This is a genomic window from Pseudomonas sp. PB120 (assembly GCF_009761815.1).
In the GTDB taxonomy this organism is placed as follows: Bacteria; Pseudomonadota; Gammaproteobacteria; order Pseudomonadales; family Pseudomonadaceae; genus Aquipseudomonas.
This window is the reverse complement of the sequence record NZ_RWIN01000033.1, coordinates 27,134-52,823: the sequence shown is the minus strand read 5'-3', so window position 1 is coordinate 52,823 and position 25,690 is coordinate 27,134. Positions and strand designations below refer to the sequence as shown.

The window sequence follows — 25,690 nt, the reverse complement described above, 5'->3', positions numbered from 1 at the left end:
GTCATGCACGGCGAATCTCCAATCAAACGTCGCGAATCCCGCAAGATCTGGGTCGGTAACGTCCCGGTTGGCGGCGATGCGCCTATCGCTGTGCAGAGCATGACCAACAGCGATACCAATGATGTGGCGGCCACGGTCGCCCAGATCAACCGGCTGGAAGCAGCTGGCGTCGATATCGTGCGCATTTCCGTGCCGGACATGGACGCCGCCGAAGCTTTCGGCAAGATCAAGCAACTGGTCAAAGTGCCGTTGGTGGCCGACATCCATTTCGACTACAAGATCGCGTTGCGGGTAGCCGAGCTGGGCGTTGATTGCCTGCGGATCAACCCGGGCAATATCGGTCGCGAAGACCGCGTGCGTGCGGTGGTCGATGCCGCCCGTGATCGCGGGATTCCGATCCGCATCGGCGTCAACGCCGGTTCCCTGGAAAAAGACCTGCAAAAGAAATACGGCGAGCCGACCCCGGCTGCGCTGGTCGAGTCCGCCTTGCGTCACGTCGAGCACCTTGAACGCCTGAATTTCCAGGACTTCAAGGTCAGCGTGAAGGCCTCCGACGTGTTCATGGCCGTCGAAGCTTACCGCCTGCTGGCCAAGGAAATCGTCCAGCCGCTGCACCTGGGCATCACCGAAGCGGGTGGCTTGCGTTCAGGCACAGTGAAATCCGCCGTGGGCCTCGGTATGCTGCTCGCCGAAGGGATTGGCGATACTATCCGCATCTCGTTGGCGGCTGACCCGGTCGAGGAAGTGAAAGTCGGCTACGACATTCTCAAGTCCCTGCACCTGCGTTCCCGTGGCATCAACTTCATCGCCTGCCCGAGCTGCTCGCGGCAGAACTTCGATGTGGTCAAAACCATGAACGAACTGGAAGGGCGCCTCGAAGACCTGCTGGTGCCGCTGGATGTGGCGGTCATCGGTTGTGTGGTCAACGGGCCGGGTGAAGCCAAGGAAGCCCATATCGGCTTGACCGGCGGCACGCCGAACCTGATTTACATCGACGGCAAGCCGTCGCAGAAACTGACGAATGACAATCTGGTGGATGAGCTTGAACGCTTGATCCGCCAGAAAGCGGCCGAGAAGGTCGAGGCTGATGCAGCGGTAATCGCTCGCGGCTAAGCCGGACTGAAGCGCCGAACGAATTTAAGGATTTAAAGTGAGCAAGTCTCTGCAAGCCATTCGTGGCATGAACGACATCCTGCCCGAACAGACTCCCCTGTGGCGTCATTTCGAGGGCACCGTTTCGCGTCTGCTGGATAACTACGGTTACAAGCAGATCCGCATGCCGATCGTCGAGTTCACCGAGCTGTTCAAGCGCTCCATCGGTGAAGTGACCGATATCGTCGAAAAAGAGATGTACACCTTCGACGACCGTAACGGCGATTCCCTGACCCTGCGCCCTGAAGGCACGGCGGCCTGTGTGCGTGCGGTGCTCGAGCACGGCATCACCGGCGGTGGCCAGGTGCAGAAACTCTGGTACATCGGCCCGATGTTTCGTCACGAACGTCCGCAGAAAGGCCGTTATCGCCAGTTCCACCAGATCGGTGTCGAGGTGTTCAACCTCGATGGTCCGGACATCGATGCCGAGCTGATCGTTCTGACCTGGCGCCTGTGGGGCGAGCTGGGTATCCGCGATGCGGTCAAGCTCGAGCTCAACAGCCTGGGCACCAGCGAATCCCGCGGTCGTTATCGCGAAGCGCTGGTCGAGTTCCTTTCGGCGCACCTGGACAAACTGGACGAAGACAGCCAGCGCCGTCTGAAGACGAACCCTTTGCGGGTGCTGGACACCAAGAACGCCGACACTCAAGCGATCCTGGTCGACGCGCCGAAAATGGCCGACTACCTCGACGATGAATCCCGCGTGCACTTCGAGGGCCTCAAGGCTCGTCTCGACGCCGCCGGCATTCCTTATGTGATCAACCCGAAGCTGGTTCGCGGGCTCGATTACTACAGCAAGACCGTTTTCGAATGGGTCACCGACAAGCTGGGCGCCCAGGGCACTGTGTGTGCCGGTGGTCGTTACGACGGTCTGGTGGAGCAGATGGGCGGCAAGCCGACCCCGGGCGTTGGTTTCGCCATGGGCATCGAGCGTCTGGTGCTGCTGCTGGAAACCCTGGCGCAGATCCCGGAAGAGATCTCCCGTCAGGTCGACGTCTATCTCTGCGCATTCGGCGAGGCTGCCGAGCTGGCGGCCCTGACGTTGAGCGAGAAGGTTCGCGATCAATTGCCAAACCTGCGCCTGCAGATCAATGCCGGCGCCGGAAGCTTCAAAAGCCAGTTCAAGAAAGCCGACAAGAGCGGTGCGCTATATGCGCTGATCCTCGGTGACGACGAAATGGCCCAGCAAGTGGTAGGTTTCAAACCCCTGCGTGGCCAGGGCGAACAACAAAGCATTGCCTGGGATGCGCTTGCTGCACACCTGGCCACCTGCGTCGTGCAGGGTTGAAGCTGTCAAACAGCCGATTTAGCGATTAAGGAGTATTGGGGTGTCGAGTACCGAAGACGAACAGCTGGCGGATTTGAAGGACTGGTGGTCACGCAACGGCAAGCCCCTGGTTACTGGTGGCCTGTTGGCGCTGGTCATCGTGTTCGGCTGGCAGGCCTTTCACAAGTATCAGAACAATCAGGCGCAAGGCGCTTCGATGCTCTATCAGCAATTGCTCGAAACCACGCTGACCCCTGACGGCAAACCCGATGCAGCGCGCGTTTCGGACCTGGCAGCCAAGCTCAACAGCGAGTTCGGCGGCACGGCTTACGCGCAGTACGGCAGCCTGTTCGTGGCGAAAGTCGCGGTCGACGCCGGCAAGCTGGATGATGCAGCCACCGAGCTGAATGCCATTGTTGCCAAACCGGCGAACCCGGCGCTGGGCGAGATTGCCCGTCAGCGTCTGGCGCAGGTACTGGCCGCGCAGAACAAGGCTGACGAAGCTTTGAAACTGCTCGACGGCGACGCAGACAAAGCCTTCCTGGCCACTCGCGAAGAACTCAAGGGCGACCTGCTGGTGCAGCTGGGTCGTACCGACGAAGCCAACGCAGCGTATCAAAAAGCCAAGGCGGCACTGTCGGATGAAGCGGCGGTCGGCGGCCTACAAATCAAGCTGGACGATCTGGCTAAAGGGGATGCGTGACGTGATCCGTTGGAAACATGCAGCATTGCTGGCTCTGGCCGTTTTGGCCGCGGGTTGCAGCAGCAACAGCAAAAAAGAATTGCCACCGGCCGAGCTGGTCGACTTCAAGGAAGAAGTGGTTCTGCACAAGCAGTGGAGCCGTTCTATCGGTGATGGTCAGGGCGAAAGCTACAACATGCTGGTTCCGGCAATCGATGGCGATACCATCTATGCCGCCGACGTCACCGGTGTGGTGATGGCGATGGACCGCAGCAATGGCGACGTCAAGTGGAAGAAAGATCTCGAACTGCCTGTTTCCGGCGCCGTAGGCGTGGGTTACGGTCTGCTCACGATCGGTACGCTGAAGGGCGAAATCGTTGCGCTGGACGCCATCAACGGTGAAGAGAAATGGCGCGCTCGCGTGTCCAGTGAAGTACTCGCACCACCGGCCAACAACGGTGACGTGGTTGTGGTTCAGACTCAGGATGACCGTCTGATCGGCCTGGATGCCGCCACCGGCAACCAGCGCTGGTTGTACGACAGCACTCCGGCAGTCCTGACCCTGCGCGGCACCAGTGCGCCGATCGTGACCAACCGCCTTGCGGTGGCTGGCCTGTCGACCGGTAAAGTGGTTGCTCTGGATATTTCCAACGGCGTGCCGGTGTGGGAGCAGCGTGTAGCGATTCCACAAGGTCGCTCGGAGCTGGAGCGTGTTGTCGATATCGACGGTGGCTTGCTGCTGTCCGGCGAGACACTGTACGTCGCCAGCTATCAGGGTCGCGTTGCGGCACTGGACCTGCAAAGCGGTCGTCAGCTCTGGCAGCGTGATGCTTCCAGCTATGCCGGCGTCGCCCAGGGTTTCGGCAACGTATACGTGAGCCTGTCTTCGGGCACCGTTGAAGGCGTCGACGAGCGTTCCACCACAGCCTTGTGGAGCAACGATTCGCTGGCCCGCCGTCAACTGTCGGCTCCGGAAGTGTTTTCGAGTTACGTTGCAGTCGGTGACCTGGAAGGTTACCTGCACCTGCTGAGTCAGGTGGACGGCCGTTTCGTCGGCCGTGAGCGCATCGACAGCGACGGCCTTCGTGCCCGTCCGCTGGTGGTGGGTGACACGATTTATGTCTATGGCAACAGCGGCAAACTGGAAGCCCTGACCATTAAGTAACGACTATGCTTGGGTTTTAACTGTAGGAGCGAGCATGCTCGCGATGGTCGCCAACGAAAACGGTGGCTTCCTGGATAAACGCGGTGTCCATGCGTTTTTCGCGAGCCGGGCTCGCTCCTACAGGTACGTGCCCTGGGATGGTCCCGAGCACCAGCCGCTGCCTCGCAGCGGCTTTTGTATTTTCTGAAATAACGAAGTGGAGAGCCGCATGGTTCCCGTAATCGCCCTGGTGGGTCGACCGAACGTCGGCAAGTCCACCTTGTTCAACCGCCTGACCAGGACTCGCGACGCTATCGTCGGCGACTTGTCCGGTCTGACCCGTGATCGCCAATACGGTGAGGCCAAGTGGCAAGGGCGTTCCTACATTCTGGTCGACACCGGCGGTATCTCCGGTGACGAGCACGGTATGGACGAAAAAATGGCCGAGCAGTCGCTGCTGGCCATTGAAGAAGCCGATGTCGTTCTGTTCCTGGTAGATGCCAAGGCCGGTTTCACCGCCGCCGACCAGATGATCGCCGAGCATTTGCGCAAACGTAACAAGCGTTCTTACGTAGTGGCCAACAAGGTCGACAACATCGACCCGGAAATGGCCCGCGCTGAATTCGCCCCGTTGGGCATGGGCCACGCGATCCCGATCGCCGGTGCTCACGGCCGTGGCATCACCCAGATGCTGGAAATCGCCCTGAGCGACTTCCCGAAAGACGAAGAAGAGCCGGAAGACGGCGAAGAAGAGATCGTTGCCGAAGGTGAGGAAGCCAAGCGCATTCCTGGCCCAAGCGAAAAAGACGGGATCAAGATCGCCATCATCGGTCGTCCGAACGTGGGCAAGTCGACCCTGGTCAACCGCATGCTCGGCGAAGACCGGGTGATCGTGTATGACCAACCCGGCACTACCCGCGACAGTATCTACATCCCGTTCGAGCGTAACGACGAGAAGTACACGCTGATCGACACCGCCGGTGTGCGCAAGCGCGGCAAGATCCACGAGGAAGTTGAAAAGTTCTCCGTGGTCAAAACCCTGCAAGCGATCAAAGACGCCAACGTGGTGATCTTTGTGATGGACGCCCGCGAAGGCGTGGTGGACCACGACCTCAACCTGCTGGGCTTTGCCATTGAGTCGGGTCGTGCACTGGTCATCGCGATCAACAAGTGGGACGGCATGACGCCGAGCGAGCGTGACTTCGTGAAGGTCGAGCTGCAACGTCGCCTGTTCTTCGTTGACTACGCCGACATCCACTTCATCTCGGCGCTGCACGGCACTGGCGTGGGTAACCTCTACGCTTCCGTACAGAATTCGTTCAAGTCCGCGGTCACCCGCTGGCCGACGAACCGCCTGACCCAGATCCTGGAAGATGCGGTTGGCGAGCACGCACCGCCGATGGTCAACAACCGTCGGATCAAGCTGCGTTATGCGCACTTGGGTGGCGCGAACCCGCCGATTATCGTGATTCACGGTAACCAGATCGAGAAGGTGCCGAAGTCTTACGTGCGTTACCTGGAAAACACTTACCGTCGTGTGCTCAAGCTGGTTGGTACGCCGATCCGCATTGAGTTCAAGGGCGGCGAGAACCCGTATGAAGGCAACAAGAACTCGCTCACCGACCGTCAGGTCAACAAGAAGCGTCGCTTGATGTCGCACCACAAGAAAGCCGACAAGAAGCGCCGCGACAAGCGTTGATTCGCAGCTGCCCACTTTTTTATGTGGGCTTCTGTGGCGAGGGAGCTTGCTCCCGCTCGACTGCGCAGCAGTCGCAAACCCAGCCGCCCCGTTCTACCCGAACGATCTCGGTTAATAATGGGACCGCTTCGCGGTCCAGCGGGAGCAAGCTCCCTCGCCACAGGTTATGCAGTGAATGGTTTAAGAGAAGGGCGCCCATTGGCGCCCTTTTTTTATGGGCGCCGTATGGGCTATTCTCGGGCTCTCCCGCGCCGCCGTTAGAGCCGGGTGCAGAGCAGGGATTCATTGATGATCACCAGTAAGCTGCCGAATGTCGGCATTACCATCTTCACTCAGATGTCGCAGCTCGCGGCGCAAACCGGCGCGCTCAATCTGTCGCAGGGCTTCCCTGATTTCGATGCCCCGCAAGCCTTGTGTGACGCGGTCGGTCGTCACGTTGCCAACGGCCATAATCAATATTCGCCGATGACCGGCCTGCCGGCGCTGCGTCAGCAAGTGTCGGCGAAGATCGCCCGCAGCTATGGTGTGCATGTCGACGCTGACCACGAAGTGACCATCACGCCGGGCGCGACCCAGGCGATCTTCTGTGCGATCCAGGCCGTTATCCACAGCGGCGACGAAGTGATTGTTTTTGACCCGTGCTATGACAGCTATGAACCGTCGGTGGAACTGGCAGGCGGTCGCTGCGTGCATGTGCAGCTCGGGCTGGATGATTTCTCGATCGATTTCCAGAAACTGGCAGACGCCATCACGCCACGCACGCGGATGATCGTCATCAACTCGCCGCACAACCCCAGTGGGGCGCTGATCAGCCGCGCCGAACTGGATCAGCTGGCGGACTTGATTCGCGACCGCGACATCTATCTGGTCAGCGACGAAGTCTATGAACACCTGGTATTCGACGGCGTACCTCACGTCAGTGTACTGAATCATGAAGAGCTGTATCAGCGTGCGTTTGTGGTCAGTTCGTTCGGCAAGACTTACCACGTTACCGGCTGGAAAACCGGGTATGTGGTCGCACCGCCTGCCCTGACGGCAGAACTGCGCAAGGTCCACCAATACGTCAGTTTCTGCGGCGTGACGCCGTTGCAATATGCGCTGGCCGATTTCATGGCCGCGCACCCGGAGCATGTGGAAGAGCTGCCAGCGTTCTATCAGACCAAGCGTGACCTGTTCTGCGATTTGCTGGCGCCCTCGCGTTTCAGTTTTACCCGCGTGACCGGGACCTATTTCCAGTTGGTCGATTACTCGCAGATCCGCCCTGACCTCAACGACGTCGACATGGCCCTGTGGATGACCCGCGAACACGGCGTGGCCAGCATTCCCATTTCCGTTTTCTACCAGACACCCCCCGAAGGCCAGCGCCTGGTGCGACTGTGCTTCGCCAAACGCGAGGAGACCCTGCGTGAAGCAGCGGAAAAACTATGCGTGATCTGAGTGCACTGCCCAACCTGAACGTCGCACTGATCCAGACCACGCTGGCGTGGCACGACCGTCAGGCCAACCTCGAGCATTTCGAGCAATTGCTGGAACAGGCCCGTGGCGCTGACCTGATCATCCTGCCGGAGATGTTCACCACCGGTTTCTCCATGGAGTCCGAGACGCTCGCCGAGCCGGAAAACGGCCCGACGAGCAAGTGGCTGCGGGTTCAGGCTGCGAAGCTCAATGCAGTCATTACCGGCAGCGTAATCATCCAGGCCGCTGATGGCAGCCATCGCAATCGCCTGTTGTGGGCGCGACCGGACGGCGAAGTCATGCATTACGACAAGCGCCATCTGTTCCGCATGGCCGGCGAACACAACCACTACACCCCGGGCGAGCGGCAGGTGCAGTTCGAACTCAAGGGCTGGCGGGTACGGCCGCTGATTTGCTACGACCTGCGTTTCCCGGTGTGGAGTCGTGATGCCCAGGACACTGACCTGCTTCTCTACACCGCCAACTGGCCGGGCGCACGGCGTCAGCACTGGAACCGTTTGCTGCCGGCGCGGGCGATCGAGAACCTGTGCTATGTGGTCGCGGTGAACCGTATTGGCACCGATGGCAAAGGCTTTGCCTACACCGGTGACAGCCAGGTGCTGGACTTCCAGGGTGAGACGTTGCTCAGCGCGGGTGAGGCGGACGGGGTGTTTCAGGTGGTGCTGGATGCGGCGGAACTGGCGGCGTATCGCACGCGGTTTCCAGCGAATCTGGATGCGGATACTTTCGAGTTCACCTGAGATTTTTGCCGCCTGACAAGGCCGCATCGCGAGCAGGCTCGCTCCCACAGTGGATTGTTGTCGTAAACAAAATTCGTGTTCGACGAAGATCCACTGTGGGAGTGAGCCTGCTCGCGATGCGGCTTTCAAGAACACCGCAAAAACAGCAGGCAAACAAAAAGGCCCCAAGGTTCTCACCAAGGGGCCTTTTGCATTTCAGCGAACGCTTACGCCGCTTTCGCTTCCGGCTGGCTCAGGGAGCGGTTCAGCGCGCTGAACAGGGCCTTGAAGCTGGCGGTGGTGATGTTTTCATCGATGCCAACGCCGTGCACCGCACGCTCACCGTTCACGCGCAGCTCAATGTAGGCCGCCGCCTTGGCATTGGTGCCTGCGCCGATGGCGTGTTCGTTGTAGTCCATGATTTCCACCGGGACTGGCAAACCGGCCACCAGGGCTTCCAGGGCACCGTTGCCCTTGCCGCGCCAGTGCAGGTTGGTTTCGCCCTGGCCTTGGCCGGACACTTCCACTTCCACGGCACTGTGACCGTTTTCTTCCTGCAGGCGATGGCTGACCAGCGCATACGGAGTGTTGGCCTGCAGGTACTCGCTGTGAAGCAGCGCGTGGATCTGCTGGGCGGTCATTTCCAGCCCCAGGCGATCGGTTTCACGCTGCACGACCTGGCTGAACTCGATCTGCATGCGACGCGGCAAGTTGATGCCGTATTCCTGTTCCAGCAGGTAAGCGATGCCGCCTTTGCCCGACTGGCTGTTGACGCGGATCACTGCCTCGTAGCTGCGACCGATGTCGGCCGGGTCGATCGGCAAGTACGGCACTTCCCACAACGCATCCGGTTTCTGCTGGGCGAAGCCCTTGCGGATGGCGTCCTGGTGGGAGCCGGAGAACGCGGTGTGAACCAGGTCGCCGACATACGGGTGACGTGGATGCACCTGGATCTGGTTGCATTCCTCGACGACTTTGCGCACGCCGTCGATGTCGGAGAAGTCCAGCTCTGGGTGAACGCCCTGGGTGTAGAGGTTCAGTGCCACGGTCACGAGGTCGACGTTACCGGTGCGCTCGCCGTTACCGAACAGGCAGCCTTCGACACGGTCAGCGCCGGCCATCAGACCCAACTCGGTGGCGGCAACGCCAGTACCACGGTCGTTGTGGGTGTGCAGGCTAATGATCACGCTGTCACGACGGTTGATGTGACGGCCGAACCATTCGATCTGGTCGGCGTAGATGTTCGGGGTGGCGCATTCGACGGTCGCTGGCAAATTGAGGATCATCTTGTGCTCAGGCGTCGGGTTCCAGACTTCGATCACCGCGTCGCAGACTTCCTTGGCGAACTCCAGTTCGGTGGCGCTGAAGGTTTCCGGCGAGTACTCGAAGGTCCACTGGGTTTCCGGCTGCTGGGCGGCGTATTTGACGAACAGCTTGGCCGCGCTCACGGCGATTTCCTTGATCCCGTCCTTGTCCTGGTTGAAGACAATGCGACGGAAGGAAGGGGAGGTGGCGTTGTACAGGTGAACGATGGCTTTCTTCGCCCCACGCAGGGATTCGAAGGTACGCGCGATCAGGTCTTCACGGCCCTGGGTCAGCACCTGAATGGTGGTGTCGTCCGGGATGTGGTTGCCTTCGATCAAGGTGCGCACGAAGTCAAAGTCGGTTTGCGAGGCGGCCGGGAAAGACGCTTCGATTTCTTTCACGCCGACCTGCACCAGGGTTTTCCAGAAGCGCAGTTTCTTGACCGCATCCATCGGCTCGATCAGCGACTGGTTGCCGTCACGAAGGTCGGAGCTGCACCAGATTGGCGCTGCAGTGATGGTCTTCGATGGCCAGGTGCGATCCGGGATATCAATGGTCGGGAATGCGCGGTATTTCGAAGACGGGTCTTTGAGCATGCTCATCGGGAAATCCTTATTGTGTGGGCCGAAAAAAGGCGGCCTGCCGGTGGATCAAATGTTCTTGGGGAAAAGCGTGGGGCGAGGCATCGCAATTCAGCCCGGCAGTCGTGCGCTGACGAGGCACAGGCTGCGGTGCTGGCGAAGCTGAATGAGGGTGTGAGAGGTTTTCATGCCTTCAACCCTAACCTTGGGGGGAAAGGATGGCAAGCAGTCGAAAAAAATTGAGAGGAATACCCGTATAGCCCATTTAATCGAGATTTTATTGCTCTTTTCGATAGCGATCGTTTTTATGTTTGCGCGAGGTTTGAACCGTGCGCAATTCAAGACTTTGAATTGTTGGTTCCATCAGCAGAGCTATTCTTAAAGCCTAGACAAGACGGCCGTCAGGCAGGAGTCGGCGATGAACGAGTCGGACTGGAAGCGCTACAGCGCGTTGCGCCCCGTGGCCCATGAGCGGATGTGTGTCCAGATCATGGAAAAAGTCGAACGAACGGTACTGGATAAAACCCTGGAGCCTTATGACCGGATAGAAGCCAGTGAAGAGCTGCTCAAGGCGGGGCAAAAGGAGCTGTATTGGGCGTTTGGTGTGTTCAGGTTTTCACGGCATGAGGCTGGCTCGCACTTGCTCGGGCTGTGTGCGCGGGAATTGATCACGGCAGAGGAGTTGAGCGGGTTTTCGGCGGAAACGCAGGAGTGGGTCAGGCACTGTTTAGCGGATCGCGAAGTCCATGGGATTGAGGATCTGGAGGCGGAATAGGCGGTGTCAGTTATGCCGCCATCGCGAGCAGGCTCACTCCCACAGTGGATTGTTGTCGTAAACAAAATTAATGTTTGACGAAGATCTAATATGGGAGTGAGCCTGCTCGCGATGGGGCGCCATAAGCCCCACAAAAGGTTAAGGCTGAAACGCCCCGATAAAAATCGCCGGATCCACCCGCGCATCATTCAGGCTGATATTCCAGTGCATATGCGGCCCGGTCGCACGACCAGTCGAGCCCACCTTGCCGACAACTCCGCCACGGGCCAGTTGCTGCCCCACCTTCACGTCAATCTTCGACATGTGGCAAAACATGCTGATAAAGCCCTGCCCATGGTCGACAAACACCGTGTTGCCATTGAAGAAGTAGTTGCCGATCAAAATTACCTTACCCGCCGCCGGGGTCTTGATCGGCGTCCCGGCGCCCACGGCGAAATCCAGGCCTGAGTGGGGATTGCGCTCTTCACCATTGAAGAATCGGCGCACGCCGAACTTGCTCGACAACGGCCCGTTGACCGGTTTGTCCAGCAGCAGGTTGCTCGGTGTATTCGGGCTGAACGTGCGATAGGCGGCAATCTGCTCGGCCAGTTCGCGCTCGATGCGCTTGAGATTCTCCGGGTCTGGATTGACCTGTTGCGTGTTTTTCAAGGTGATGCGCTGTTCCGGATACTTTTTGTTGCCAACCGTGAAACTCAGGTTACGGCCGCCGCTGCTGATGGACTGGGCCCCCGGTTTAACCGTCAAGGGCACGCCGACAATCGCCAGCCAGTTGCTCTGTTCCTTGACCACCAGCACCGGTTTGCCCTGATAACTGGCTTTTGGCGCCTGAGCGGAAGTGCCCAGGTCCACGACCGCCACGCCACCGGGCACCGGTTTGTTCAACAGGCGGGTGATGTAGCTGTCGGCGTGGGCGTTGAAGGTCAGGCACAGCAACAAAAGCGGAGCTAGAAAACGCGGCATGAATCAATCCAGTAAAGATAGGGTGACGGGCGTCAGGTGATTGTCTTCGACCCGAACGTGCAGTTCGCCTTCACCCAGCTTGGCTTTCAGGCGTTGGCCCGTGTGGGTTTGCTCTGCACTGCGGATCGCGTTGCCGCGTTCATCCAGCAGAATGCTGTAGCCACGGCCAAGAGTCGCCAACGGGCTGACCACTTGCAGCGTCTGCACCTGGCTTTGCAATTGCAGGCGACGGGATTTCAGGCCTTCGCGCATGGCTCGGGGCAGGCGTTCGGCGAGGCTGTCGAGGCGCTGGCGCAGCAGGGCCAGTTGTCGTCCCGGATGCTGCCCGGCGAGGCGCGTTTCCAGACGAATCAGCCGTTCACGCCGGGTATTGAGGCTGCGTTCGAAGGCGCGGCGCATGCGCATGTCCAGGTCATCCAGACGCTGCGCTTGCTGGCGCAGTCGTTCACCGGGATGGCGCAGGCGACGAGAGATACCTTCCAGGCGCAAGCGATCCCGCATCAATCGGTCGCGGATCCGCATCACCAGCCGTCGATGCAGGCTCTCGACCCGGCGAACCAGGTCGCTCGAATCCGGCGCGAGCAGTTCGGCCGCGGCGGACGGTGTCGGGGCGCGAACGTCGGCCACGAAGTCGCTGATCGATACGTCGGTTTCATGGCCGACGGCGCTGACAATCGGCGTCACGCAGGCATCCACGGCACGGGCCACGGCTTCTTCGTTGAAACACCAGAGGTCTTCGAGCGAGCCGCCGCCACGGGCCAGGATCAGCGCGTCGAAACCACGGGCGTCTGCCAGTTTCAGCGCACGGACAATCTGCGCGGTGGCCTCGCGACCCTGCACGGCGGTGGGGATCAGCGTCAGCTGCACTTGCGGTGCGCGGCGACGGAACACGCTGATGATGTCGCGGATCACCGCGCCCGTGGGCGAGCTGATGATCCCGATGCGTTGCGGATGCGCCGGCAGCGGCACTTTGCGCTCGGCACTGAACAGGCCTTCTGCGCTGAGTTTTTCTTTCAGGGCATCGAACGCCAGGCGCAGCGCGCCGTCACCGGCGGGCTCCACGGTGTCGAGGATCAACTGGTAGTCGCCACGGCCCTCGAACAGCGAGACCTTGCCGCGCACCTTGACCGCCAGGCCATCCTTCAGCGCCTGACGAACCCGCGCGGCGTTCTGCCGAAACAGTGCGCAACGGACCTGGGCGCCGCTGTCCTTGAGGGTGAAATACACATGGCCGGACGCCGGGCGGGCGAGGTTGGAGATTTCGCCTTCGACCCAGATGTTGCTGAACACGTCTTCGAGCAACACCCGCGCGCGGCCGTTGAGCTGGCTGACAGTCAGGACTTCACGGTCCAGGCCGAGTCTTGCAAAGGGATCTTTAATCATGGGGCGCAGTTTAAAGGCATTCTCCAACCGAATGCACGATCCCCTGTAGGAGCGAGCTTGCTCGCGAAAAACCTGAGAGCGACGCGTTTATCCAGATACAACGCGTTATCGTTAACGTCCATCGCGAGCAGGCTCGCTCCTACAGGGGTAGAGTCTGCTTCGCGATTCATGGATGACTGGGGAATTAATGTGTTTGAACTGATGAACCAATGGGCCTTCGGCACAACGGATTGGCTGGTGATCGGCCTGGGCATCGCCCTGGCCTACATCGTATTCGGCATCGCCGGCTTCGGCACGGCGCTGGTCGCGGGGCCGATTCTGATTCTGTTCATGCCGCTGTCGAAGATCGTGCCGCTGCTGGTGTTGCTGGATTTCGTCGCGGCGTTCGGCAACCTGTTGCCCTCGCGGCGTGACGTGGCGAAACCCGAGCTGGTGCGGTTGCTGCCGTGCATGGCGGTGGGGTGCACGCTGGGGGTCATCTTTCTACTGAACCTGAAATCCGACCTGTTGCTGCTGTTGATGGGGCTGTTTATCAGCGCTTATGCGGTTTACAGCCTGTGGGTCAAAACCCGGCCTACGCAGTTATCCGCAGTCTGGGCGTTGCCGATGGGCACCGTGGGCGGGATGTTCGGGGCATTGTTTGGCAGTGGCGGCTTTCTATACGCGATCTATTTGAACAGCCGGTTGCCCAAGGAGGCGGCCCGGGCGACGCAAAGTGCGCTGATCAGTTGCAGCACCGTCGTGCGCCTCGGCCTGTTTGCTGTCGCGGGGGTGTATGCCGAGCTACCCTTGTTGGTATTGGCCCTGTGTTTGGTGCCGGCGATGGCGCTGGGGTTGTGGATCGGCCGTCGGTTGACCCGGAAACTGTCCCGCGAGGCCTTTGTGCGGTTGGTGACGTGGCTGGTGCTGGCCAGCGGGATTGCCTTGATCGGGCGGTATTTGAGTACTTGACCGGATTTCGTCAGCGATTAAGCTGCCGGCCGCAAATCCCATGTAGGAGCGAGCTTGCTCGCGATGGCGTGTCAGCTGCATTGGTGTTGACTGACACACCTTTGCGAGCAGGCTCGCTCCCACAGGGGTGATCATTTCGCATGTGTAGGTTTGCACCATGAATTCCCAAAGCATCATCGTCCCTAAAATCTCCACACTGCCGGTGCACGAACCCCGGGCAAGGGCGGTCGTGCGTTGGCTGGTGCGCAAGAACATCATCAAGGAAGAGCTGACCACGTGCGGGCGGACTGGTAACCGCATGGGCCACGCGATCGCTGACGGCGCCCGGGCCGTGGTTCTGCACCCGGAAGCCCTGCCGTTCGGCGAGCCGGTCAATGGCCTGGAAATCATTACCAAGCGGTGCATCTATACGCCGGCCAAGGGGTTTCTTGAAGAAGCAGGCTGCGCCGAATGCCGCAAGGAAGTCGGCGAGGCGCTGTTTGAGAGCCTGGAAGACTGGATGCCGGGGCGCACCGATAACTTCACCTGCCCGGAATGCGGGCATGAGGACGACATCAACGGGTTTCTCTTCCTGCAGGAGTGCGGGTTTTCCAACCTGGGGTTTATCTTCAACAACTGGGCCGAAGCCGGGTTCAAGCAGAGCTTTATCGACGAGTTCGCCGACTGGCTCGACCAGCCCGTAAGTTGGGTGAAAGTCGAACTCTGACTACCTTGTAGGAGCGAGCTTGCTCGCGAAAAACCCGAGATCAACACGGGGTGTCAGGCATCCCGAGTAATCGTTCGCGACCATCGCGAGCAAGCTCGCTCCTACAAAAGGATTTGCGGAGCAAAAGTCCCGTCGATCACTGCGTCGATAATAGACAGAGTTTTACATTGAACCCGAGGGGGTGTCTGACTATAATGGCGCGCTTCCATTTTCCCGCTCGGGAGCCCCCGCGATGCTGCGTATCAGCCAAGAAGCTCTGACATTCGACGACATTCTCCTAGTGCCCGGTTATTCCGAGGTGCTTCCTAACGAAGTCAGTCTCAAGACCCGCCTTACCCGTGGCATCGAACTGAATATTCCTCTGGTTTCTGCCGCCATGGACACCGTCACTGAAGCCCGTCTGGCAATTGCCATGGCTCAGGAAGGTGGCATCGGCATTATCCACAAGAACATGACCATCGAGCAGCAAGCTGCCGAAGTCCGCAAGGTCAAGAAGTTCGAAGCCGGCGTCGTCAAGGATCCGATCACTATCGAGGCTGACGCCACGGTCCGCGATTTGTTCGAACTGACCCGCATGCACAATATCTCCGGCGTTCCGGTCCTGCACGATGGCGACCTGGTCGGCATCGTCACTTCCCGTGACGTGCGCTTCGAAACTCGTCTGGAAGCCACCGTACGTGAAGTGATGACGCCTAAAGAGCGTCTGGTCACCGTACGCGAAGGCGCCAACAAGAACGAAGTCCGCGAGTTGCTGCACAAGCACCGCCTGGAAAAAGTCCTGATCGTCGACGACAAGTTTGCCCTCAAAGGCATGATGACCGTCAAAGACATCGAAAAAGCCAAGGCTTACCCGCTGGCCAGCAAGGACGATCAAGGTCGTCTGCGCGTTGGCGCTGCCGTCGGTACCGGTAAAGACACCGCCGATCGTGTTGCCGCGCTGGTGAATGCCGGCGTTGACGTGGTGGTGGTCGACACCGCTCACGGTCACTCCAAAGGCGTGATCGACCGCGTTCGCTGGGTTAAACAGAACTTCCCTGAAGTGCAGGTCATCGGTGGCAACATCGCCACCGGCGCTGCTGCCAAGGCCCTGGCCGAAGCCGGCGCTGATGCTGTCAAGGTCGGTATCGGCCCTGGCTCGATCTGCACCACGCGCATTGTTGCCGGTGTCGGCGTCCCGCAAATCAGTGCCATCGCCAACGTTGCCGCTGCCCTTGAAGGCACCGGCGTTCCGTTGATCGCCGACGGCGGCATCCGTTTCTCCGGTGACCTGTCCAAGGCCATCGTAGCCGGTGCTTCCTGCGTGATGATGGGCTCGATGTTCGCCGGTACTGAAGAAGCGCCAGGCGAGATCGAACTGTTCCAGGGTCGTTCGTACAAGGCTTACCGTGGCATGGGTTCGCTGGGCGCCATGTCCCAGGCTCAAGGTTCCTCCGATCGTTACTTCCAGGATTCCTCGGCCGGCGCCGAGAAGCTTGTACCGGAAGGCATCGAAGGACGTGTTCCGTACAAGGGCACCCTGAGCGCCATCATCCATCAACTGATGGGCGGCCTGCGCTCCTCGATGGGCTACACCGGCAGTGCCGACATCGAAGAAATGCGCACCAAGCCTGAGTTCGTGCGGATCACCGGCGCTGGCATGGCCGAGTCCCACGTTCACGACGTGCAGATCACCAAAGAAGCGCCGAACTACCGCGTAGGTTGAGCCTTCAAGCAACAAGCTAAGCAACCGGGGCTGTTTTATTCAGCCCCGAGTTGTTTCTGAATTACGACTGTTTCTGAATGACTTAGACGAGACTGAATCATGGCCCTCGATATTCACGCTCACCGCATCCTGATCCTCGACTTCGGCTCCCAGTACACCCAGCTGATCGCCCGCCGCGTGCGTGAAATCGGCGTGTACTGCGAACTGCATCCGTTCGACATGGACGACGAAGCGATTCGCGAATTCGCTCCAAAAGGCGTCATTCTCGCCGGCGGCCCCGAGTCCGTACACGAAGCCAACAGCCCTCGCTGCCCGCAAGCGGTGTTTGACCTGGGCGTTCCGGTCTTCGGCATCTGCTACGGCATGCAGACCATGGCTGAACAGCTGGGTGGCAAGGTCGAAGGTTCCGAATTGCGTGAATTCGGTTACGCCCGTGTCGACGTGGTCGGCAAGAGCCAGCTGCTGGACGGCATCGAAGACCACATCGACGCCGACGGTCTGTTCGGCCTCGACGTGTGGATGAGCCACGGTGACAAGGTCACCAAAATGCCGAAAGACTTCCACATTCTGGCCAGCACCCCGAGCTGCCCGATTGCCGGCATGTTCAACGATGACCTGCGTTACTACGGCGTGCAGTTCCACCCGGAAGTGACCCACACCAAGCAGGGCGGTCGCATCCTGTCGCGCTTCATCCTCGACATCTGCGGCTGCGAAGCCCTGTGGACGCCGTCGAAGATTGCGGAAGATGCCATCGCCCAGGTTCGCGCCCAGGTCGGCACCGACAACGTATTGCTCGGCCTGTCCGGTGGCGTTGACTCCTCGGTAGTTGCCGCGCTGCTGCACAAAGCCATCGGCGACCAGCTGACGTGCGTCTTCGTCGACAACGGCCTGCTGCGTCTGCACGAAGGCGAGCAAGTGATGGCCATGTTCGCCGAGAACATGGGCGTCAAGGTGATCCGCGCCAACGCTGAAGACCAGTTCCTGAACAACCTGGCTGGCGAAAGCGATCCAGAGAAGAAGCGCAAGATCATCGGTCGTACCTTCATCGACGTCTTCGATGCCCAGTCCAACAAACTGGACAACATCAAGTACCTCGCCCAAGGCACCATCTACCCGGACGTGATCGAGTCGGCTGGCGCGAAAAGCGGCAAGGCTCACGTGATCAAGTCGCACCACAACGTGGGTGGCCTGCCGGAAGAAATGAACCTCAAGCTGGTTGAACCCCTGCGCGAGCTGTTCAAGGACGAAGTCCGTCGACTGGGCCTGGAACTCGGCCTGCCGTACGACATGGTCTACCGCCACCCGTTCCCGGGCCCGGGCCTGGGCGTGCGCATCCTCGGTGAAGTGAAGAAGGAATACGCCGACCTGCTGCGTCGTGCCGACCACATCTTCATCGAAGAACTGCGCAAGGCCGACTGGTACCACAAAGTCAGCCAGGCGTTCGTGGTGTTCCAGCCGGTGAAATCGGTTGGTGTGGTCGGCGATGGCCGTCGTTACGCCTGGGTCGTGGCCCTGCGTGCCGTGGAAACCATCGACTTCATGACCGCGCGTTGGGCTCACCTGCCTTACGAACTGCTGGAAACCGTCAGCGGCCGCATCATCAATGAAATCGAAGGCATCTCCCGCGTCACTTACGACGTGTCGAGCAAGCCGCCAGCGACGATTGAGTGGGAATGATCCCGCGCCGCGCCCTCTAGATTTCAACGTTAGATTCGAAGAGGCGCAAGAGGGGTTTTAGAAAATGCCAGTCAGTTATGCTGACTGGCATTTTTTTTGGGGGAAAGCGCCGAAACCAGAGTCGTCGCATTCGGTGGATGGCAACGGCAAGCGTAAGTGTTAAAGAAACTGTGATCGAATCAAATCCGTATCAAACGGCGTTATCCCTCGATCAGGTGCAAACACAGACCGTGCCTGCTGCGGCGAAGCCACTCGTTCGCCTCGTGCTTTTACATGCAAATCGAACAGCGTCTCTAAATCAGGCCGTGGTGTATGTACCAAAGCCCGTAGCATCAACGATATCCCACTGAGGTTGTTCCCGACATTGTTCCACCGGGGAGATGAAGTCAGCCCCAGATCGGCCCATATCACTCGCCGCTCCTGCAAGTCCATTACAAATGGCAGACAGATCTGTGTGTCGGATGCGATATCGATACGATCAAACACGGATCGGGGCTCAAATACCTCACCCGACGCCGTGTCGGCGCGGGCCATCCAGCCAGCAAAGCATTCTGGAAGGTCGCAATACGGTTGCTCGGTGAATGAGTTGATAGAAGTGACGACGTAGCGGATACCCTTCTCGACGAGCACATCGATGTCGAGGTCGATGAACTCAGAAGCTCCGTCGGGCGCGTCGACGATGTCGCCGCTGTGGTAGCCGCCGAAACCCTTCAGGTTGTAGTACGCGACCGTTTGTATGAACACGAAGTTGGCGTCGAAAAATGCGGCAGACAAGTCGATGTCTGTGCGCGCACTGCCATTCTTCCACCACAGGAACAGACGAATGAAACGTGTGTCGGGCATAGGCAACTGGCTGCCTCGCACCAGCGTGCGTAGCGACTTCGATGAGGCACGCTGCGCCAACGGTACCCGGTAATCGCGTAATGCTGGATCGACGAAACAGGTGCCCAGCGACGGCAGTGACGAAAAACGCTTTACGAGAGCGTCTTCGCAGATTCGGGCTGCACGCGCTAACACTTCAGGTGTCAGAGGTTCGCGTCGATCCTTGATGCCATAGATTTTGGCGAATGAACCTTTCGGTGTGAAGGCCCGCAGGGGGAGGGGGCGCGGAGCGCGTACCTGGGCCAGCAACTGCAGCAGGACAGGTGAGGACACTTGCGATGCAACAGCCTCGAAAGCGTCGAGAACCGACTCCGGTTCCATCGCGCGCCTCAGGGTCGCGTCCAGTCGTCGTGCAAACTCACCAGGACGGCTCTGTAGCAGGGGGGTAAGCGTGGCGATGTGACGCTGAGCCAGCATTGTTTCGACAAGTGAGCCAAAGGAAGCTGGCGATTCGTTGCGACGCGCTGCGGTGATGGCGGCCAGAGCTCGCGGGTACTTATCGGCATAATCGCCCGGATGCAGTACTTCAGCCAGGCGTTTCCATCGCTCGACATGCCGCATCACGTCTTCTGTAGCGTTGGGTATGCGATCGAGCAGGCGCAGCAGCAGACGGCGCAGTGAGCGCTTCATCGCTTTGAAACGTGTCGACGCTGTCGTCAGTGACACGTCTCCTTTATTCAGCGCGACCGCGAGTCGTAGCACGTCAGTCGCCGTTTCGACGTTTCGCTCCAGGAATTCGTCCACCCGTGCATCGCCAGCAACATGCAGGATCAGTGCGCCGCCAACCTGTGCACGGATCTCCCGGAACGGGATGGCCTCAGGCAGTAGACGAAACACATCGCTTTTGTACTCTCGGATAAACCAGGCAATATCAGCCGTTTCCTCTTCGGAGAGCGAAGTACGCGATGAAACCAGCGGCTCCAGCAGTGACTCGAACTCGGAGACGCTTCCCGGTTCGATAACGCGGGATATGAAGTTGCCTTCAAGCAACGCAGGTCGAGAGTGTTCGCTGAGTGGTAAACGCCACAGCGTGAGGTAGTGTATGACGGCGTTAAGGTATAACTCCCCCTCCGAAGCCGTCAGAACCTTATCTGGAAAGTCAGGATAAAACGGCTTGTGGTGTACGTGAGCGCCGGTCTGCCGTCGAAGCACTCGGACAACTTCGCGCAGCCAATTCTTGAGTTCTGCCGCTGACAGCATGCCGATTCGCTCAATCAGTGGCTCTGATAGTACGCATCTGAACGCCGCAGCTTCCCGGACAGCCGACGCAACCTGAGCGCGCGTGGCACCGCCGGTGCCCATCGGAACGTGAACTTTGGTACGGCGACGCAGGAACAGTTCCTGATTCATCCTTGATTTTTCTCCCTTGTCCGCCGTTTCGAGTGAGCTGCAGCATCGTGTCCGCAGTCGATGTAAAAACGCCTGCAAGAAGCAGGCGAGGTGTGGAGAGCGGAACCCCTAGGTCATAGGAGGTTTAGAAGGAAGGTGTTCCATAGCCACGGAGGCATTCTACGGAAGCTTCTCCCCGTTTGTCAGGTTGCTGCGCATCTCAACGGTAACAAGCTGCTTCACCGAAAGAATAGGAGGCTGATGACAAGTCGCTCGTTCGTAGTCCTGACGGGTGGCGGCGTTATTGGACTCGAGCAAGCCGCCAGCGACGATTGAGTGGGAATGATCCCGCTCTGACTGATCGCCTGTAACACCGTAAAAGGCCCCGTGAATGTGAATTCACGGGGCCTTTTTGCGTATCAAGTAGTGACAGCGGGCAGACGGCCCTCAAGTGTCAGGCCCATGCGGTTAAGTGCGTGGGCAAGACTCATCAGGTTCGCATAGGTGACCTGATGTACGCCCGCCCAGGCGGGGCGGTTGATCCGAAAGCCGTTATCCATCGTTCGCTCGATTGTCGTTCGCACAATCTGGTTAGTGCGGCTGCGATGGATCAGCGTGAGGGTTTCTTCCGAGCTTTCAATGGTGAACATGCCTTGGCGGAACAGCAGCTGATTGACCTGCTCAGCCGTTCGTTGAATGAACGGCGTCGGCATCTGCAGGCTGATGTCGGCATACAGGATATCGGAATGGCCGCGCATCTGGCCCGTAACCCCTGCCATGTCATGACTGACTTCGAGGCCGTGATCGATGTCCAGGTGAAGGCTCTGATCGGGTCGCACTTCTTCGATGCGCAAACCGATACCGCCCTCTGTTTCGCTGATGCCGGCCAGTCCTCTGAACGTGTTGGTGTTCTCCTGATCGGTGAGCACCAGCCATTTTCCACCGCCATTGCGGGCTTGGGTGGCCTCCATGATGGTGTGGGTGAGGTAGGTTTTGACGGATTGACGGATTGAGGTGGTCATACTCGCCTCTGTATAGCGATAACTTGCCAAACAGTCAGTGGCCTGGATTCGTATGCCGTTCTGTTGGGCCGTTTTGATCACTTCCAGTGGCGTGAACTGTTCCGCAGGGTCGCCCGGAAGCTTTTTCAGGTACTTCTCCAGCATGCCATCCATCTGCCCGGTTTCGGCGAAGTTGTTCAGGTCGATTTGACTGAAGTCATTGAGCAGACGATGCATGTAGATCGTCTTGACGCCTTTCCTGGCCAGCGTCGGCATGTTTTCGATCAGGAACCGCATGCTGGCAATGCGATCCTGACTTTCACCGACCACCAGCCCTGGCGCTGTGTCGAATATCTTCTCGATGAGTTCGGTAACGGTTGTGGATGGCGTGATAGCAGGCTGGACCGGGCGAGGAGGCAGTGAGGCAAAAAAATCCCTGGGTATCTGGAATCCGTTTGCATCCCTGACGAGTACGGCGTGGCGTCCGACGACAAACTCTTCGTAGGGGGAGATCCCTCTGATGCCACCGCCAGGCATGTTAACAACTTTTATATGGGTTTCCGGTTCTCCCAACGCCAGGTAGTTCAACGAGCGACCGTTGGGGGCGTCGTATCGTGTCAAATGGGCGAGAGCATTTACTTTGGGCTGTACTGGAGCAATGGGCTGTACTGGAGCAGTGGGTCGGGAGGGGCCGGGAACCGGCTTGCTGAGGCCTTTGCCACCGCCGTCCAATCGGATTTTTGGCGCCAGCTCCCATTCACCCTCGGCATTCAAGCGTACCGGCATGGATCCTGAAGATGCGTGAGGGTTTTGCGGATCGATGATTGCCCACGTACCGCCACCGTTGACGTCGGCTTCGTAGCGTACGTAGTAGGCCTGGTCATTCATGAGAATTGCGGTAGATGGGTTTGAGTTCAGCGAATAGATACCCTGGTATTTTCCGCTGGTGGCCAGAGGGGCCTCGCTTTCCAGAATTTCATTACTCTGCCAGTGCTCCGGCACCGCCGTCTGTGGCTCGATATCGGGCAGTGCCGGAGTGAGTTTTTCGAGCGCCTGGCCTGTCCCGAATGCGTCGGAAGTTATGCTCTGGGTTGTGCCTTGTTCAATGACATCCACCGTTGCGGACGGTTGAACACGCCAACCCATGAGTTTCAAGCCCTTGGCGGCTAGTGCGTTCTTCAGTGCTTCAAGATTATTGAAGGGCTTGAAGACGAAGTCTGGCCAAATGGGGGAATCGAGTTCGATGTATCCGCCGGGCATCGTTTTCACAATGTTTTTTTCAATCTGCTTGTTGGCGTTGCGAAAGACCAGAAGGACACCGTCATCAGAGCGCTGGAAAGTGTACATGCCCGAATCCGGCAGCAGGGCTTCCAGTTCGTCGGATGATTTGTGGGTCCAAGGGGTTTCAACTTGAAGGTGCCAATCAGCCTTGATGCGTGATTGCACGTTGCTCAGGTCATCGAAGGCGACATCCAGATCGCGGACAGGGGAGTCCGGGTAGTTCTCATACTCAACAGCTGCCCCGGAATCGATGGCGATGGGGCGGGCCGTTCCAGGATTGACCTCATCGATGCGAACACTCACCGCCCCCACTTGTTCACTGACACCCCGATAACCCCGGAAGGTGCTCATGTTTTCCCGGTCGAGCAATGCTACCCAGTTCTGCGCGCCATGCGCCTGTTCATTCAGTTGAATCACTTCACTGGCGAAAAAACTTCTCGCCATCTGTTTTTCCGGCTCGAGGGTGACGTGGCCGTTTATGTTGTAAGTAATAGCGCAGTCCAGGGCTTGAACCCTGATCTTGTTCTCATTGGCCGCTTTAACGAGTGCCAACACGTTATATTGGCCATCGGGATCGTTACCCGCCTTGATGTCGAGTTCTATCAGATAAGTTTCGAGATCTTCCGGCATCGCACCTGTACGTGCGAAGGTGTCCAGGTCCACCTGATTGGCGTTAGTCAGTAACTCTTGTAAATAAAGCCGTTTGAACCCCAATCTTGCCAGTGTCGGCATATTTTTGATCAGCAGCTTCTTGCTGCCAATGCTGCCGCGAGTTTCACCGAAAACCAACCCCGACTTTTGCTCGGATGCCGTTTGAAAAAGCTCTTCCGGCGTTTTGAATGAGGGGGGCAAAGACGTCTGTGTGCGCGGCAACGGTGGATGAGTTTCGTAGTAGGTTTGGGCATCGAGTATCAGGTTTTCCCGAGCCTCGCGCTGGCGCCACGCAAATCGACTGGTGCGCACTTCCACACCTGCTTCTTCGTCAAATACGGTGAACATCTCGTCCGGCCCGCCCAGGGCCCATTCCCTCATGCCGGGTGTCCGCAATGTTTTAACGTAAGTACCGGGTTCCCGAGCCCATGCCTCGACCTCTGGTTGACTTGCCTCACCGCTACCACTTGAGGACGGCTCTTCCAGACCGCCCTTGAGCTCTGTCCGGGTTGTTATTTTCCATTGGCCTTCGGGGTTCAGGCGCACGGGTATTGAACCCGTGAAAGCGTTGGGGTTTTCCGGGTCAATAATCGCCCATGTACCGCCACCGTTGACGTCGGATTCGAAGCGCACGTAATAGGCCGCCTCGTTCATCCTGATCGCAGTGGATGGGTTCGAGTTGAGCGAGTAGATCCCCTGAAACTTACCGCCCTGGGTAGACAGCATGTCGCTTTCCAGTGGCTCATGGCATTGCCATTGTTCTGGAACTACAACGGTTTCTCTCGGTGATACCGGTGCACCTTCGGGTTGAGGACGAGTCGACTCTGTGCTGTCGGACTCACGCGGATCTTCCGTTGCGGTCGATTCAGCGGCGGCGTCCGACTCCCTCAGCGAAGCCATTTCGGTGGCTTCGGCGGCATCCACCGAAGCACCGACTTCCTCCAGAACACTGGCCTCCTTGAGCAACGGAATATTGAACAGCACATTGATGCCATCAAGCACGGCGCCGATGATGCCAGCCTTGCGCTCTGCCGCCGTTTTGCCATTCACCGCCTTGTCGATGTTCAACCCCATCGCCGCGATGCTGGCCCCGATCACCGGTAATGCGATTGGCCAGCCCAGTACCGCCAACGGGCCGAAAGCGTGTAGCGCAGCGGTGAGATAACCCAGCCAAAGCTGTTTGCGCATCTGTCCATTACTCACCAGCGTCAGGTCGGCCTCTTCCAGCATCTTGCTTTGGACGCCCCGGCTCTGCCAGGTGAACACGTCGCCGCTGATGGTGATGTCTTTTTGATTGATCAAATGGTGGTCGTACTTGCCCCAGGTGCCGACCAGTTGATTCATCAGCGGAGTGATGTTGTCATGGACCTCCTTGCGAGCCGACAGCGGGAAATGGGTCATGAATTCGGTTCGGGGTTGCTCCTCATTCATGTGCAGCAACATCCACCAGTGCATGTCCGTCACGGTCGGGTGCACGTGGAAGGGCTCTGCGGCGCCGGGAACGTAAGTGATCTGCCGACCGTTGGGCTCAACGATGCGCAGGATATCGGTCGCGACATGCCCGGCGACATCCAGCGCGCAGACACGCAGGTCGGCAGGTGTGGATGTTTGTGCTTTCAGGGTCGCCAGAGTGATCGGCCAGGACGTGTCACCGACCACGGCCCTGATGACGGTCTGAAAATCCTCTTCCCCCAGTTGCCCGTTTTGCCGCGCCTCCACGGCTTTGCTGAGGTAGTTACATTTGGCCAGCGTTCGGAAGTCATCAAAATGACTGGCCCAGAACGCATTCAGCTTGTTCAGGTAGCGTTGGCTGAGGTTCTTTTCCCACAGGTCCGCAAGCACCTGCCTGGGGTACATCCGCACTTCATTGGTTTCGTTGTAAATACTGGCGTTCGCATCGGCCGTATAAAAACCGCCATTGCTGTCCAGTTCGAGGGCGTCGTCCTGGTCGGTTACGCGGTAACGATGGATCACCAGTTGTGTCAGGGTTAACGATTCGCTGGGTTTGGGCGCGTGCTCCCAACCCAGAAACGCCTTGGTGCTGCTGGCCGAGACATTGTTGAAACGGTGCCACCAGACCTGATCCGGGTCGAGGCCGGTAATGCCGTGTTTGTGCAGGATTTCACTGGCGACTGCATGGGCTTCCTCCTGCAAGCCGGGGCAGGCGGTCACAACGACAGGCGCTATCAGTTTGAGTGTTGCCTGATCGGCGGCGTTGCTTGATGCGGGGGTGTTTTGTTCGGTGGACATGCTCTCGCTCCTTGAGAAATGGACGGCGATGATTGCTCGTTTCCATGCCGGCCGTGCACTACATATATATGCCTTGATAGACGGCCAGTGCGGATCAGACTGTGACCCGTCGCCACG

17 protein-coding genes are annotated in these 25,690 nt (G+C 58.9%); 12 read left to right on the top strand and 5 right to left on the bottom strand.

Features of this window, described 5'->3' with window-relative positions:
- Positions 1-3: 3 nt before the first annotated feature.
- From ispG to EJA72_RS05240, 7 genes are all read left to right on the top strand, one after another.
- Complete coding sequence (gene ispG / locus EJA72_RS05270) at positions 4-1,113, top strand: flavodoxin-dependent (E)-4-hydroxy-3-methylbut-2-enyl-diphosphate synthase (protein WP_045057725.1); 1,110 nt, start codon at positions 4-6, stop codon at positions 1,111-1,113.
- A gap of 37 nt (positions 1,114-1,150) precedes the next feature.
- Positions 1,151-2,440 (top strand): histidine--tRNA ligase, encoded by a 1,290-nt coding sequence (gene hisS, locus EJA72_RS05265; RefSeq protein WP_178129063.1) that lies wholly within the window; start codon positions 1,151-1,153, stop codon positions 2,438-2,440.
- A 40-nt stretch (positions 2,441-2,480) separates the two neighbouring features.
- On the top strand, positions 2,481-3,122 hold the full coding sequence (locus EJA72_RS05260; protein WP_178129061.1) for a tetratricopeptide repeat protein: 642 nt from the start codon (positions 2,481-2,483) through the stop codon (positions 3,120-3,122).
- Positions 3,115-4,266, top strand: a complete 1,152-nt coding sequence (bamB, locus tag EJA72_RS05255) for an outer membrane protein assembly factor BamB (RefSeq protein WP_157710459.1) — start codon at positions 3,115-3,117, stop codon at positions 4,264-4,266. The genes EJA72_RS05260 and bamB overlap by 8 nt, the downstream gene beginning before the upstream one ends.
- 208 nt (positions 4,267-4,474) lie before the next feature.
- Positions 4,475-5,944 carry a ribosome biogenesis GTPase Der gene (der, locus tag EJA72_RS05250; RefSeq protein WP_017340309.1) on the top strand — a complete coding sequence of 490 codons (1,470 nt, stop codon included), beginning with the start codon at positions 4,475-4,477 and terminating at the stop codon, positions 5,942-5,944.
- A 288-nt stretch (positions 5,945-6,232) separates the two neighbouring features.
- On the top strand, positions 6,233-7,381 hold the full coding sequence (locus EJA72_RS05245) for a pyridoxal phosphate-dependent aminotransferase (RefSeq protein WP_157710458.1): 1,149 nt from the start codon (positions 6,233-6,235) through the stop codon (positions 7,379-7,381).
- Positions 7,369-8,160: an amidohydrolase gene (locus EJA72_RS05240; RefSeq protein ID WP_157710457.1), complete on the top strand. Its 792-nt coding sequence runs from the start codon at positions 7,369-7,371 to the stop codon at positions 8,158-8,160. Before EJA72_RS05245 ends, EJA72_RS05240 begins: the two co-directional genes overlap by 13 nt.
- A 206-nt stretch (positions 8,161-8,366) precedes the next feature.
- On the opposite strand, the gene leuA is transcribed toward EJA72_RS05240, so the two are convergent.
- On the bottom strand, positions 8,367-10,046 hold the full coding sequence (gene leuA, locus EJA72_RS05235) for a 2-isopropylmalate synthase (protein WP_157710456.1): 1,680 nt from the start codon (positions 10,044-10,046) through the stop codon (positions 8,367-8,369).
- Between the two features lie 397 nt (positions 10,047-10,443).
- On the opposite strand from leuA, the gene EJA72_RS05230 reads away from it, so the two are divergent.
- A complete protein-coding gene (locus EJA72_RS05230; RefSeq protein WP_157710455.1) occupies positions 10,444-10,800 on the top strand; it encodes a hypothetical protein in 357 nt (118 codons plus the stop codon).
- A gap of 138 nt (positions 10,801-10,938) precedes the next feature.
- On the opposite strand, the gene EJA72_RS05225 is transcribed toward EJA72_RS05230, so the two are convergent.
- Positions 10,939-11,760 (bottom strand): M23 family metallopeptidase, encoded by an 822-nt coding sequence (locus EJA72_RS05225; protein ID WP_157710454.1) that lies wholly within the window; start codon positions 11,758-11,760, stop codon positions 10,939-10,941.
- Between the two features lie 3 nt (positions 11,761-11,763).
- On the bottom strand, positions 11,764-13,143 hold the full coding sequence (gene xseA / locus EJA72_RS05220) for an exodeoxyribonuclease VII large subunit (RefSeq protein WP_157710453.1): 1,380 nt from the start codon (positions 13,141-13,143) through the stop codon (positions 11,764-11,766).
- 183 nt (positions 13,144-13,326) lie between these two features.
- On the opposite strand from xseA, the gene EJA72_RS05215 reads away from it, so the two are divergent.
- The 4 genes from EJA72_RS05215 (at position 13,327) to guaA (ending at position 18,179) form a co-directional block, all read left to right on the top strand.
- Positions 13,327-14,094 carry a sulfite exporter TauE/SafE family protein gene (locus EJA72_RS05215; RefSeq protein ID WP_178129081.1) on the top strand — a complete coding sequence of 256 codons (768 nt, stop codon included), beginning with the start codon at positions 13,327-13,329 and terminating at the stop codon, positions 14,092-14,094.
- Between the two features lie 157 nt (positions 14,095-14,251).
- Entirely contained in the window at positions 14,252-14,800 is a 549-nt protein-coding gene (locus tag EJA72_RS05210) for a sugar ABC transporter ATPase (RefSeq protein WP_157710451.1), read from the top strand.
- Between the two features lie 232 nt (positions 14,801-15,032).
- Positions 15,033-16,502: an IMP dehydrogenase gene (gene guaB, locus EJA72_RS05205; protein ID WP_157710450.1), complete on the top strand. Its 1,470-nt coding sequence runs from the start codon at positions 15,033-15,035 to the stop codon at positions 16,500-16,502.
- A gap of 99 nt (positions 16,503-16,601) precedes the next feature.
- The gene (gene guaA, locus EJA72_RS05200; RefSeq protein ID WP_157710449.1) at positions 16,602-18,179 is read left to right on the top strand and encodes a glutamine-hydrolyzing GMP synthase; all 1,578 of its coding nucleotides are present in this window, start codon (positions 16,602-16,604) and stop codon (positions 18,177-18,179) included.
- A 159-nt stretch (positions 18,180-18,338) separates the two neighbouring features.
- Here guaA and EJA72_RS05195 read toward each other — a convergent pair whose 3' ends face one another.
- Together EJA72_RS05195 and EJA72_RS05190 are read right to left on the bottom strand one after the other, a co-directional pair.
- Positions 18,339-20,411, bottom strand: coding sequence for a TerD family protein (locus EJA72_RS05195; protein WP_157710448.1), 2,073 nt, complete (start codon positions 20,409-20,411; stop codon positions 18,339-18,341).
- 398 nt (positions 20,412-20,809) lie between these two features.
- Positions 20,810-25,573 (bottom strand): membrane-targeted effector domain-containing toxin, encoded by a 4,764-nt coding sequence (locus EJA72_RS05190; protein ID WP_157710447.1) that lies wholly within the window; start codon positions 25,571-25,573, stop codon positions 20,810-20,812.
- Positions 25,574-25,690: the final 117 nt, after the last annotated feature.